The following is a 12,501-nucleotide window of genomic DNA, read 5'->3' as shown; positions in this document are numbered from 1 at the left end:
CGAGCAGCCGTTCGGCCAGTGCGTCGGCGCGTTCGATGTCCTCGAGGGTGGCCCGCGTGCGCCGCTCGACCTCCAGGACCGCCGCCAGCAGCTCGGCGGACAGCCGGGTGCGGGCGGCGACCCGGGCGACGCTGCCCGGCGCGGTGGGTACGGCGGACCGGGTGGTGGTGGTCGGACGAGAAGTCAGATGCGCCAGAGTCACACTCCAGTGATATCGCGGCTGGTACGCACCGCAACGTCTTGACTTCTCGGCGAATCCGGGGATCAGCATTGCCCCACAGGGCATCCACAGGGTCGCGGCAGGTTACCCACCGGCTTGTCGACAGGTTTATCCACATAACGATCTTTGTGTGGTAAACGTCATATTCCCGAAGGCCGGGATGCCGGTCGCGGTTCCGATATTCCGGTCCATGCACGTAGCCGGATGATCCTGTTACAGTATGCACCGACAAGATCGGGGGCCACATGACAGGGTGGGACGACCCGCACCGGCAGCCGCAGCAGCCTGGGCCGTACGGACAGCCGCCGCGGCCGCCTCATGGCCAGGCCGGCGGGCCGGGCCCGACGCCGTACCCGATCGGCCCGCCGCAGTCCTCCCCGGGTCCCGGCCCGGGCCAGGGTTACCCGCCGGTACCGCCGAAGTCGGTCGCGGTCGCGCTGCTGCTGACCTTCCTGTGGCTGGGCGTGGGCCACATCTACGCCGGCAGGACCACCACGGGTGTCGTGCTCCTGATCGCCGACCTGTTCCTGTGGATGTTCTCCTTCTTCATCGTCACACTGATCATCACTGTTCCGGTGTGGTTCATCGTGTGGGTGATCGCCATGGTCAGCTCCGCCTCGGCGGTCCAGGAGTACAACACCCGGCTCGGCTACCCGCGCGGCTGACCACCGCGGGCGAGCAGGGCGTCCACCAACCGGCGGGCGTCGGCGAGATCGACCGGGTCGGCGACGAACAGGATGCGGTACATCATCGGTGCCATGACCCCCTCGACGATCTCACCGACCCCGGGGGCGGGTTCACCGTGACGCGCGGCCCGTTCGACGATGACCCCGATCTGCTTGCGGATGTATAGGTCACAGCAGCACGCCGGCCGGTCGCCGCCGCAGGAAGCGACCAGGTCGCGCAGGAACGCCCGGCCCGTGGGGGAGGACATCTCCTCCAGGCGACGGCATGCCACCACCGGCGCACCGAACTGCGGGGGGGCGAGCGAGGTGCGGGTGGCGTTCGTGCCGCAACGCGCCACCCCGCGCTGGGACCTGCCCATCTCGGTCCGCCAGGCGGTGGCGACCGGCCGGCTTTCCCCGCGGCGGTGGTGGCGGCGGCCAGCCGCCGCGGACCGCCGCGCCATCGAGGCGGCCCTGTTACGTACGCATGGATCTGCATTCCCTGAGCCGTGCGACGGCCTGGACGCCGCGAGCGTCAGCGCGTTGCTGGCCGCGCTGACCGAGCTGGCCACCGGCGGCATCGCGGTCTGCTGCGCGCTGCACGAGCTGCACCTGGCCCGTGCCCTGTTCGACCGGGCAGTGGTCATCGACCGGGCGGTACTCGCCGACGGGCCCGCCGGCCAGGTGCTGCCCGCCGGCGTGAGTGGCCTCGGCTGGCTGACCGGGCCACTGGGGTACCCGTTCATGCAGCGCGCCCTGGTCACCACCCTGGCCGTCGGCGTGGCCGCACCGGTCGCCGGGGTGTGGGCCACCAGCCGCCGCCTGGTGTACCTGACCGACGCGATGAGCCTCGCCATCCTCGCCGCCGCCGCCGCGCTGCTCGGCGCCTCCCTGCTGGCCGGCGGGCTGGTCGCGGCGGCGGTGATGGCGCTGCTGGTCGCCGTGCTGGTGGTCCGGGCTCGGCTGCCGGAGGACAGCGCCATCGGGGTGGTCGGGCAGGGACTGTTCGCCCTCGGGGTGATCGGGGTATCGCAAAGCACCGAGCCTCGTGCCCTCTCGCACGTGCTGTTCGGCAACCCGCTGACCGTCACCACCACCGATGTGATCATCGAGTTGGCGATCGCCGCGCTGGTCATCGCCGCGGCCGCGGGATGCCTGCCGCTGCTGGTCGCCACCACCTTCGACCCGGGCCACGCCCGCACCCTCGGCGTGCGCACCGGCCTGGTCGACACCGCGGTCATCCTCGGGCTCGGCCTCGTAGTCGTGATCGGCCTGACCACCGTCGGAGTCCTGATGGCGCTGACGCTGTGCATCGCCCCGGCCGCCGCCGCCCGGCTGCTGGCCGCCGGCCTCGGCGTCACCGCCGGGCTGGTCGGGCTGCTGGCCAGCTACCACCTCGACCTGCCCGCCGGCCCCGTGGTCGGGGTACTCGCGGTCACCGAGGTCGCCGCCGCCGCGCTGACCCGCACCGCCCGCCCCGGCCCCCGCACCGACCATGGGCGTGTGCCGCTGGCCGGCTGCGACCAAACCACCACCGGCCAAGGGAGAACATCCTGACCACCAATCCGACAACCCCACTGGCCGGCCCCGCCGGCCGGCCCGATGGCACCGGCCGGGCCAACGCCGCCGCCCTCAAGGCGGTCGTCCGCGACATGCTGCTGCTGGACGACAGCCACACGGTGGTCATCCAGCAGCTGGCCTGCGCCGAGCCGGGCTGCCCACCTGTGGAAACCGTCATTGCCGTGCTGTCCGCGGGCGCGCCGACGCGCCGATGGACGCTGCACCAGCCGATGGCCGAGCTGACCGCCGAGTCCGTTCGCGCCGCCCTGTCACCTGAAGGAGAAAAAGAATGACTGATACCCGGGTACCCGTCACCGTGCTGACCGGTTTTCTCGGTTCCGGCAAGACCACCCTGCTCAACCGCATCCTCAGCGAACAGCACGGCCTGCGCATCGCCGTCATCGAGAACGAGTTCGGCGAGCTCGGCGTCGACGACGCCCTCGTCCTGGACGCCGAAGAAGAAATCTTCGAGATGAACAACGGCTGCATCTGCTGCACCGTGCGCGGGGATCTCATCCGCATCCTCGGCACGCTGATGCGCCGCCGCGACCGCTTCGACCGGATCCTGGTGGAGACCACCGGCCTGGCCGACCCCGCGCCCGTGGCGCAGACCTTCTTCGTCGACGACGAGATCCGCGGCCAGCTGCGCCTGGACGCGATCATCACCCTCGTCGACGCCAGGCACATCCTCACCCACCTCGACGAGGTCAAACCCGACGGGGTGGAGAACGAGGCCGTCGAGCAGGTCGCCTTCGCCGACCGGCCTCGTGCTCAACAAGACCGACCTGGTCGACCCCGACCAGCTGGGCGGCATCCAGACCCGGCTGCGGCAGATCAACGCCCTCGCCGACATCATCCCGGCGCAGCACGCGAAGATCGACCTGGCTGCCATCCTCGACGTCGGCGCGTTCGACCTCTCCCACGTCCTGCAGACCGACCCGCAGTTCCTGCAGAGCACCGACCACCAGCACGACGCCACCGTCACCTCGGTCGGCATCGACACCCCAGGTGACGTCGACATCGACAAGCTCAACGCCTGGCTCGGCAAGCTCCTCGCGAGCAAGGGCGTGGACATCTTCCGGTCTAAAGGCATCCTCGCCCTGGCCGGCAACGACCGCCAGTACGTCTTCCAGGGCGTGCACATGCTCTTCGACGGCGACACCGGCCGCCCTTGGCGCGAGAACGAACCACGCACCAACCGGCTGGTCTTCATCGGCCGCAACCTCGACCGCGCCGAACTGGAGACCGGGTTCACCGCCTGCCTCACCACCGCCGCATGAGCACCGCGACCATCGAAGCCCCGCTGTGGCAGGCCAGGATCGACGAGACCCCCGTCGCCGTGAGCGCGGCCGGCGGGCTGCTCGCCGTGGCCGGCGCCGACGGGACCTGCGCCATCCACCAGGCCGACACCGGTGAGCCCGCCGCCTCCCTGTCGGTCGACGGCGGCCTGCTCGACGCCGCGTTCTCCCCCGACGGTGCCCACCTGGCGCTGACCGGCCCCACCGGCTACCGGCTGTGGCACACCACCGGCCAGCAGCACAGCCCGTACGGCACGGCCGGCTGGTCCGCCCGCGCCCGCTGGTACGGCGCCAACCGGGTGGCGGTCGCCTGCGGCCGGCACGTCCGGGTGCACGCCGCCGAGGGCAGCCTGCTGTGGTGCACCGGCCCGGCGCCCAGCACCGTCACCGACCTCGCCTGGCTGCGGGCGGGCCGCGAGGTCGTCGCCGCCGCCTACGGCGGCGCCTACCGCTACGCCCGGCACAGCACCGACCCGGTCGAACACCTGCGCTACCCGGGCTCGCACCTCGCGATCGCCGTCGGCGCCAACGACCGGTGGGTCTGCACCGGCAACCAGGACCGCAGCGTGCACATCTGGCGCACCCGCGACCGGCAGGAACTGGAGATGCCGGGCTACCTGGGCAAGGTCACCCAGCTGGCGTTCGACCCCACCGGGCGATGGCTCGCCAACAACGGCGCCCCCGACGTCACCGTCTGGGACTTCGCCGGCAAAGGCCCCGGCTGCTGCGCGGTCACGACACCATCACCGCGCTCGCCTGGCAGCCCGCGACCGGCGCCGGCCTGGCCACCTGCGCCACCGCCGCGCCCGGCCGCCCCGCCCGACCGGCGCACCGGTTCGACCTCGACGCCCCGGCCACCGCCCTCACCTGGCTCGACCAGCGGCGCATCCTCATCGCCACCCGCGCCGGCACCCTGTACGCGTTCGACACCGGCGCCTACCTGGAAGGCGGCCGTTAAGGAGGGTCTGACCTGCCCGGCATCCGGCCAGGCGGGAAACCGCGCTCGTGCTGGTCGACCTCCAGCGCTGGATCCTCACCATGCCATGGGCTCCGATTGCGCGACGGCCTGGCCGGGACCGGGACGAAAACCGTGCTCGTAACAGCCGAGCTCAGGGCCGGTCGGTGGCGGTGGTTGTCCCTGACCGGTCGGGGATGAAGATCTCCTCGATGGCCAGGCTGAAGATGTCGGCGAGGGTGAAGGCCAGGAGAAGGCTGGGGTCGTACCGTTCGGTCTCGATCGCGTTGATGGTCTGCCGGGATACCCGGCATCGGTCGGCCAGGTCGGCCTGGCTCCACCGGCGTTCCGCCCGCAGCACGCGCAGCTGGTTCTTCATCGGCGTAGACGGGTGCGTAGGTCTGCGATCAGCAGCCACATCGCCACGCCGCCGATGGTGATTATCTGGGTGAGCTGGCGTAGCTGGACGATGCCAGCGGCGTCGAGCAGAGCGGCTAGCTGAAGCCCTACCAGGACTGCCGCGAAGGCAATCGCCATACTCTCCAGTTGGATCTTGCGCTGGTACTCGTCGGCGCGGCGGAAGGCGCGCAGCAATACCCATGCCACGGCGAGCGTGAACGCGCCGCTGACCCCCAGCCACCAGGCCTCCTGGGCGGCGGTCTGGTCAGGGTCGCTGCCCAGGGCCAGAGCGATCCCTCCGAGGGTGGCGACGGGGAGATCGTCCAGGAAGATCGCCCTGCGGGCGGCACGTGTCACGTTGTCCTGCCGCGTCTCATCGATCATGGTACGAATGTAAAGCTAGCTTTACATCAAGTCAAGTTTGCTTGTCATAGGCGGCTCTGGACATCGATGCAGAAGGATACGGCTACGTAGGCGTACCCGTATCCTTGGGGAGGAGTGAGAGGAGACCGGCGTGGCCGACGCCACCACGCGGCTGGACGCTGAACTCGACCGTCGCCTGGGCCAGGCTCAACAGACCGGCCCCGCGCTCTGGCCGTCCTCGACCTCGCCGGGCTAAGCCGCGGCCCGGTTCTAACGCCGCCAGGGGGAACGCGACCCGGGGCGCGGCGCCGGCTCGGTCGCCGCCCAGATCCGCCGCCACCGTGCCGTCGGAGTGTTCGGGGCGCCACGCAGCCGCGCGGAGACCGCCGCCGACCCCGTGGCCCCACCCGTCCCACCCGGTCGGGGGACCACCCGCAGGCTGGTTCGACCGGGGAAGCCCCCACCACCGGCCGCACCACCGGTGTTCCCGGCGCCCGTCGCGGCGACGTCCGGGGCCGAGCGCGTCGCCGGCACCTGCGCCGCATCCCCGGCCTGCGCCTCCTCGGCCGTCCCAGCCGTCCCAGCCGCACCGGGCAGACCCGAGGCGAAGGCCTCCCGCGTCGCCTCCCACCAGGAGGTCGCGTCCTCGACGCAGAGCCGGTCGACCTCGGCGGCCAGCCGCGCGGTGAACGCCCGCACATCCTCACCCGGCGCGGGGCGCATCGGCCGGCCGAACCGCACCCACACCGGCGGACGGCCCGCCACCGGCCAGGACCGTCCCCGCGGCATCGCCGCGTACGCACCCCGCAGCCCCACCGGAATCACCGGCACCCCCGCGTTGATCGCCAGATAGGCGGCCCCCAACCGGAACCGGCCCCGCGCCCCGTCCCGCGACCGCGTCCCCTCCGGGAAGATCACCAGGTTCCAGCCGTCCCCCAGCAGGTTCATCGGCGTCGCCGACGGCGCCCCACCGTGCCGTTCGATCGGCACCGTCGCGAACGCGAACGCACTCGACGCCCCCCGCCAGGCACTGTCGAAGAAATAGTCCGCCGCCGCCGTCACCGCCGTACGCGCCCGCACCCACCCGGGCACCGTGCACAACAGCAGCGGGGCGTCCAGATGACTGCTGTGATTCGACACGATGATCACCGGGGTGTCGCGGGCCCCGTCGAACGCCTCCGCCCCGTGCACCGCCACCGTCAGCGCCGTCCGCAGCAGCGGGCGCATCGCCCCGCGCAGAAACACCCCCTGGGCGGCCCGCGCCGCCGGGCGACGCGCCCACGCGGTCGGGAACTCCCGCGGCACCTCGGGGATCCGATGCGCCTCGGCGCTGCCCGGGACCGGCCCGCGGCCACCCGGCCGCCACCCGGCCACCACCGCCCGCAGCCCCACACCCCGTCGCGGCCTACCCGCCATCCCGTTCACCTCTGCCCCTGCCGATCCGGTCCACCGCTGGCACCTGTGCTCCGCCGCGCATGGCCACCGCGTCCCACCCGGCGACCGCACGATCCGTGACCCGCATCTCCCGCGGTCACCGTACTTCGGCGATCAGATGGGGTGGGGAGTGCAGATAGGTGATAGACGGATCACGGCCCACCGATCCAGACACCATCTCCAACGCATCCGCCAACGTCGACGCCGCCCGGAACCCCAGCCGCGCGCACGCCGCCCGATCACCGCCCACCCACACCACATCCCCCACATGGGCCATCGCCGGCGCCGCCTCATACCAGCGGTGGAACGGATGCACCCCGTGATGAGCAAGCGACGTCCGATACAGCGACGCATACCAGGGATCGGTGGCGTACTGCCGTTCGAACTTCGCCTCCACCGTCGCCGCCTCGGTCGACTCGGCGAGCACCTCCTCGTAGAAGTCCACGTAGGAGGGGTGGTGCAGCTGGGAGAACCGCGGCGCCAGCGGATGGTAGACGATCAACGCCCCGTTCTCGCGGACCACCGGCCGCCCCCGGTACCGGCCGAAAACCTCCCCGAGCGCGCCGTGCGCCGCCAGCACCGGGTTGACCACCGCCCCCGCGTCGAACGGCCCGAACGGGCCCAGCCCGACGACGACGACGTCGCTCTGCCCGTCGACGGTGATCCGCTGCTGGGCGTCGACCGCCGCCGCCGCGGCCGCCGCGACCGCCGTAGGATCCCCCGCGCTCACCGAGGTGACCGCATAGTCGGCGGCGAAGTCACGCAGCAGCCGGCGGCGCGCCCGCGACCCCACCAGCTCCAGGCCACGGCCCAGCCCGACCGCCATCGCCTGATCGGCCAGCGACCACTCCCACTCCCGGCGGGTCAGGAACGGATAGTGCACCGGCGCCGTCGCGGCGTTCACCGTCACCGCGACGGCGAACACCCGCACCGCCTCGCACAGCAGCCGACCCATCCGCGCCGCCGGGCCCGCCGCCGCACCAACCCCCCCATCCCCGGGCAGGCCGGCGCGGCGGACCGCCGCGGCGACGCTGTGCACGTGACGCAGCGTCGCATACGACGACAGGCCGGTCACGAGCCCGCCCGCACCGACCGCCGCTGGGCTCTGCGCGACCCCGACATGCACCAGCAGGTCGGCGGTGGCGACCCGGCGGGAAACCTCCACCTGCTCGTCGGCGCCGGTCACCCCCACGACGGTGAGATTGTCCGGATCCTCCGCGTCATGGCTGCGCAACTGCCCGGGCCAGAACGAGCGGAACACCCGCTCCCCGACGATCCGCTCCACCTCGCCGGCGCTCAACCGCCGGTTCAACCCGTTCGCCACGACCAGCGCCACATCGTCGACACCGGCCGCCGCCGCCGTCGTCAGCACCGCCTCGATGACCCGCCCCCGCACATCCGGGCGACGCATCCGCGGCAACGGCGTCGACAGATCGTCAAAACTGATCGTTAGCCGCATCCCCGGACGCAGCAACGCCGCCAGCGGCTCGCTGCCCACCGGCGCCGCCAACGCCGCGGCGATCGCCGCCTCGACGTCACCGGCCCCGGGCAGCGACTCGGGCGGATAGACCACCCGCGTCCCGAGCGGGAACTGCTCGAGCAGCACGCCCTCACCCTGGTGCACCAGCAGCGGGGGAGTCCGCTCGTCGACCTCGAGCACGAACCCCGGTCTCACCAGCACGATCCCTTCCACGTCCGGCACGAAGGGACAACCCCTCCGTGTTGGCGCCCTGCCCGGCGGCGCAGCCCCACCATGCCCCCACCTGCCATGCCCCCACCTGCCATGCCCCCACCCACCCCGGCCCCCGCCCGATCCCGGCACGCCCGCTCACAGCGCCACCGTCGGATCGAACGCGATACGCACCGCACCGAGCCGACCCGCGCACAACGCATGCTCCAACGCCTCCCGCCAGCGGGTCAGCGGATACGTCGCCGCGACCACCCCGTCCAACGGGGCGCCGGCGGCCAACGCGAACGCCCGGGCCAGCACCGAGGGCGCCGCGCCGAGCCGCGCCGCCCCCACCAGCTCCAACCCCCGCGCCCACAACGGCGTCAGATCCACCCGGCCCGTGGGCACACCCGAAAGCACCACCCGCCCCCCCACCCGAGTCGTGCGCAGCGCCGTGGACAACGACGACGCCCGCCCCGCCGCGTCGAACGCGACATCCACCCCACCGAGCAGGAACGCCCCACCCGCCCGCGGCGACACCCGCATCGCCTGCGTGGCCCGACGCACCCCGGCGACCGCCCCGCCCGGGTCGAACACCACGTCCGCCCCGAACCGGCGCGCCAGCTCCGCCTGGCGGGGATACTTCGCCACCACCGCCACCTGCCCCGCCTCGGTATGGGCCCGCAACGCAAGCACCGTGCACAACCCGGCCGCCCCCGCCCCGACGACGAGGACCCGCTGCCCGGCGCCGACCCGCGCCCGGTCCACGGCATGCACCGCGGCGGCCAGCGGGTCGACGAGCACCGCCCGGGCATCCGGCAGCGTCGTGGGCACCGGGCACAGCTGCCCACGGTGGGCGAGCATCACCCGGCTCCACCCACCGCCGCCCACCCCCCGCGCCAACCCGCCGTCACCGACCCCGGGGCCACTGCCCGGCGCCGGGTCGACGACGACCCGGTCCCCGGCGGCCAGCACCCGCCCGTCATCCAACGTCACCGACTCCTGCACCTCGGCGACGACCTCCTGACCCGGCACGAACGGCAGACCCACCATCGCCGTCAGATAGGCCGACACCCGACCCGTCACCAACGCCAGATCCGACCCGCTGATCCCCGCCAGCCGCGGCCGCACCGTCACCCACCCCGGGCCCGGCACCACCGGATCACCATGCTCGACATAGCGCAGCGGCGCCGCCACCCCGGCCAGCCCCGACCACTCCGACCGTCCCGTCCCGACCAGCCGCGACGCCGCCTGCCGCGGCACCGACGCATACAGCTCCAACCCGCGGGTCACCGCCCACCCCCCGACACCACGACCCCCGCCGACCCCGAGCCCGGTCCTGGTCCCGAGCCCAAGGCCGCTGCCGGCATCCCACCCGCCCCCGCCGCCGCGGCCCGCAGGCCACGCTCCCGACGATCCCCGACGACCAGGCGCGGCTCCCCGGCCGCCGACGCCCACTCCTCGATCGGCCACCCCGCCCCCCGCGCCACCTGATGCAACGCGAGATCCGGGTTCACCGCCACCGGGTTACCGACCGCCCGCAGCAACGGCAGATCCGACTGGCTGTCCGCATACGCCCACGACACCCCCAGATCCGCCCCCAACACCCGCGCATGATGATCGATAAACGCCGCCCGCGCATCCCCGACCAGCGGCGAGGACTCCAACCGGCCGGTCAGCAGACCATCTGCACCCACCTCCAGCCGCGCGGCAATCACATCGTCGAACAACGGCGCGAACGGCCGCGTCAACACCTCCACCGCCCCGGTCAACAGCACCGTGCGATGCCCCGCCGCCCGATGCTCACGCACCCGACGGATCCCCGCCGGTTTCACCCGCCGCAGCAGAATGTCCCCGGCGACCTCCACCACCAGCCGCTCCAACTCCGCCGGATCCACCCCCGCGTAGCGCGCGTACACCGACCGCATCAGATGCCCCCGGTCACGACGCTCCGCACGCACATACCGCGGCAACGCCACCGCCAGCGACGCAAGCTCCCGCACCCGCCGCGGCGCCGAGGCGTCCGCCAACCGCATCCACAGATACGACTCGATCACCGTCGCCGACGCCACCGCCCCGTCCAGGTCGAACACCGCCAGCACCCCGTCACCGGCGGCCAGATGCCCCGACAGCCGCCGCGGCGGCGCGGGATCACGCGGCCGGCGCAGCACCGCCGTCACCGCCGGGCAGTGCACGTCCTGCAGATAGTGCCGCCAGTCGAAACACGCCGGATCAAACCCGAACTCCGCCTGATCGGCCGGGTCCATCGCCGCGTGCAACGCACCCGTGGCGTCGTCGACATAGACCAGCTCCGCCTTCGTGTACGCCCGGTACACATCCGAGTAGCGGCGCAGAAACCCCACCCGGCTCTCCGCCCGCTCCAACTCCCCGGCGAGCCGGCGCACCCGTTCCGACGGCGGGGCATGCTCCAGCGCCCGGCCCGCCAACCCCACCAACCCCACCAGCCGCTCCGAGCGACGCAGCTTCGCCTCCACCGCCGCCGCCCCCGCGAACGGCCACTCCGGCACCGCGAACGTCCCCCGGCCGCGCCGCGGCAACGGATCGGCCCGGAAATAGTCCCGCACATAGGCGTACAGATCCCGGAACAGCAACGGATTACGAAAACCCGAACACACCGTGTAATAGGCCGGGGTGCCCGGCGGCGGCACCACCGCCGCCGCCGCCAGGATCGCGTTGACAACCAGATCCACCGGGATGATGTCCACCACCGCGTCCGGGGAGGCGGGGAAGTCCGGCAGCTCACCGCGGCCATAGGCCAGGATCAGCGGCTCGGCCATCTTGAACCCCTCGATCCACCCCGGGAACGGCCGGCGCAGCGCGCTCTCGATAATCGAGGGACGGACGACCGTCAACGGCAGGTCCCCGTGATAATCCTCCAGATACCGCTCACCCAACGCCTTGGTGAACGTGTACGCATCCGTCCACCCCAGCACCTGCGCCCGCTCACCCCCGGCCGTCACCATCCGCCGCGCCGCCCACGCCCGGCGCAGCCGCTCCGCCTCCGCCGACACCGTTTGCGCCCCGGCGGCGGCGAACCGCCGCGACGCCTGCGCCCGAAACCGCGCCGAACACTCCGGCGCCCGCGAGGCGTCCTCGGTCTGCTGGCGCACCCGCGACGCCGCATCCCACTCGGCCCGCCAGTCCACGTCATGGGCCAGCGGCCCCTCGGCAATGTGCCCCGAACGCAACCCCGCCACATACGCCGTCGACACATGCACCAGATGAGGCCTGGCCCCCCCGGCCGCAAGCGCCCGCAGCAGCTCCGCCACCCCGCCGACGTTCGTGGTGAACGCCTCGTCGACCGGCGGGTCGAACGACACCTCCCCGGCACAGTGGATGACCACGTCGATGTCGGCGGGCAGATCCGGCATCGACGCCAGATCCCCCTCGATCACCTCCACCCGCTCGGCGAGCAGCGCCGCCACCCCCGCCGCACCCAACGCCTCCCGCAACCCGCGGAACGCCGGCTTCCGCATCATGCGCGCCAGCCGCGCGGCCCCGCTGTGACTGCCCCGCGGCCGCACCAGCGCCACCACCGCCGTGCCGGGGAAGTCCGACAGCAACCGTTCCAGCAGCGCCTCCCCGACGAACCCGGTCGCCCCGGTCACCAGGACCCGCCTGCCCGCGAGCCGCTCACGCAGCCCCACCCTGACCTCCGCTGCCGTCACCTGCACCGCCACCTGCTCGTCCGGTGAGCATCCGCTGCACCGCTGCGCCGCCTGGGCCCTGCTCGTCCGGGTGGGCACCCGCCCCTCCGGAGCTCGCCCGGAGGGCAACAGTAGGCGACGATCCGCCCCCGTGACGTCAACCGGCGCACCGCCTGCGTGTGCCCACGCCGAGGTACGCAGGGAAACCTACCGTCACCAGGGCAGCGCCGTGACGGGCAGCCCCACCACCCACCCGCCGAGATGACCCTG

13 protein-coding genes and 1 pseudogene are annotated in these 12,501 nt (G+C 72.8%); 6 read left to right on the top strand and 8 right to left on the bottom strand.

Features of this window, described 5'->3' with window-relative positions; all coding sequences use genetic code 11:
- Positions 1–196, bottom strand: a 196-nt coding sequence (locus AC08OT_RS07065) for a hypothetical protein (protein WP_476602656.1), incomplete at its 3' end; no start/stop codon positions are given.
- A 269-nt stretch (positions 197–465) separates the two neighbouring features.
- Between AC08OT_RS07065 and AC08OT_RS07060 the strand changes: the two genes are divergently transcribed.
- Positions 466–885, top strand: a complete 420-nt coding sequence (locus AC08OT_RS07060) for a TM2 domain-containing protein (RefSeq protein WP_476593354.1) — start codon at positions 466–468, stop codon at positions 883–885.
- Here the strand turns inward: AC08OT_RS07060 and AC08OT_RS07055 are convergent.
- Positions 870–1,154 (bottom strand): TetR-like C-terminal domain-containing protein, encoded by a 285-nt coding sequence (locus tag AC08OT_RS07055; RefSeq protein ID WP_476602653.1) that lies wholly within the window; start codon positions 1,152–1,154, stop codon positions 870–872. The genes AC08OT_RS07060 and AC08OT_RS07055 overlap by 16 nt on opposite strands.
- Between AC08OT_RS07055 and AC08OT_RS07050 the strand changes: the two genes are divergently transcribed.
- From AC08OT_RS07050 to AC08OT_RS07030, 5 genes and pseudogenes are all read left to right on the top strand, one after another.
- A complete protein-coding gene (locus tag AC08OT_RS07050; RefSeq protein ID WP_476602652.1) occupies positions 1,141–2,442 on the top strand; it encodes a metal ABC transporter permease in 1,302 nt (433 codons plus the stop codon). The two genes, AC08OT_RS07055 and AC08OT_RS07050, sit on opposite strands and share 14 nt — an antisense overlap.
- A gap of 95 nt (positions 2,443–2,537) precedes the next feature.
- Positions 2,538–2,738: a hypothetical protein gene (locus tag AC08OT_RS07045; protein ID WP_476593351.1), complete on the top strand. Its 201-nt coding sequence runs from the start codon at positions 2,538–2,540 to the stop codon at positions 2,736–2,738.
- Positions 2,735–3,145 (top strand): annotated as a pseudogene (locus AC08OT_RS07040) (CobW family GTP-binding protein); the annotation flags it as partial. The gene AC08OT_RS07045 and the pseudogene AC08OT_RS07040, both read left to right, overlap by 4 nt.
- A 67-nt stretch (positions 3,146–3,212) precedes the next feature.
- On the top strand, positions 3,213–3,725 hold the full coding sequence (locus AC08OT_RS07035) for a CobW family GTP-binding protein (RefSeq protein ID WP_476602651.1): 513 nt from the start codon (positions 3,213–3,215) through the stop codon (positions 3,723–3,725).
- Entirely contained in the window at positions 3,722–4,843 is a 1,122-nt protein-coding gene (locus AC08OT_RS07030; RefSeq protein WP_476597649.1) for a WD40 repeat domain-containing protein, read from the top strand. The genes AC08OT_RS07035 and AC08OT_RS07030 overlap by 4 nt, the downstream gene beginning before the upstream one ends.
- Positions 4,844–4,852: 9 nt before the next feature.
- Here AC08OT_RS07030 and AC08OT_RS07025 read toward each other — a convergent pair whose 3' ends face one another.
- The 6 genes from AC08OT_RS07025 to AC08OT_RS07000 all read right to left on the bottom strand — a co-directional run bounded on the left by AC08OT_RS07025 (position 4,853) and on the right by AC08OT_RS07000 (position 12,231).
- The gene (locus AC08OT_RS07025) at positions 4,853–5,077 is read right to left on the bottom strand and encodes a helix-turn-helix transcriptional regulator (RefSeq protein WP_476593348.1); all 225 of its coding nucleotides are present in this window, start codon (positions 5,075–5,077) and stop codon (positions 4,853–4,855) included.
- Positions 5,074–5,481: a hypothetical protein gene (locus tag AC08OT_RS07020; RefSeq protein ID WP_476602650.1), complete on the bottom strand. Its 408-nt coding sequence runs from the start codon at positions 5,479–5,481 to the stop codon at positions 5,074–5,076. The genes AC08OT_RS07025 and AC08OT_RS07020 overlap by 4 nt, the downstream gene beginning before the upstream one ends.
- A 249-nt stretch (positions 5,482–5,730) precedes the next feature.
- Positions 5,731–6,876: a lysophospholipid acyltransferase family protein gene (locus tag AC08OT_RS07015; protein ID WP_476602649.1), complete on the bottom strand. Its 1,146-nt coding sequence runs from the start codon at positions 6,874–6,876 to the stop codon at positions 5,731–5,733.
- Positions 6,877–6,991: 115 nt separating this feature from the next.
- On the bottom strand, positions 6,992–8,575 hold the full coding sequence (locus AC08OT_RS07010; protein WP_476594765.1) for a lactate racemase domain-containing protein: 1,584 nt from the start codon (positions 8,573–8,575) through the stop codon (positions 6,992–6,994).
- Positions 8,576–8,722: 147 nt separating this feature from the next.
- Positions 8,723–9,856, bottom strand: a complete 1,134-nt coding sequence (locus AC08OT_RS07005) for a zinc-binding dehydrogenase (protein ID WP_476602648.1) — start codon at positions 9,854–9,856, stop codon at positions 8,723–8,725.
- A complete protein-coding gene (locus AC08OT_RS07000; RefSeq protein ID WP_476602655.1) occupies positions 9,853–12,231 on the bottom strand; it encodes an HAD-IB family phosphatase in 2,379 nt (792 codons plus the stop codon). The genes AC08OT_RS07005 and AC08OT_RS07000 overlap by 4 nt, the downstream gene beginning before the upstream one ends.
- Between the last annotated feature and the right edge of the window lie 270 nt (positions 12,232–12,501).

Source organism: Frankia sp. CgJB1 (assembly GCF_977947065.1).
The sequence above is the reverse complement of the archived record's forward strand: the minus strand, read 5'-3'. Positions and strand labels throughout refer to the sequence as shown.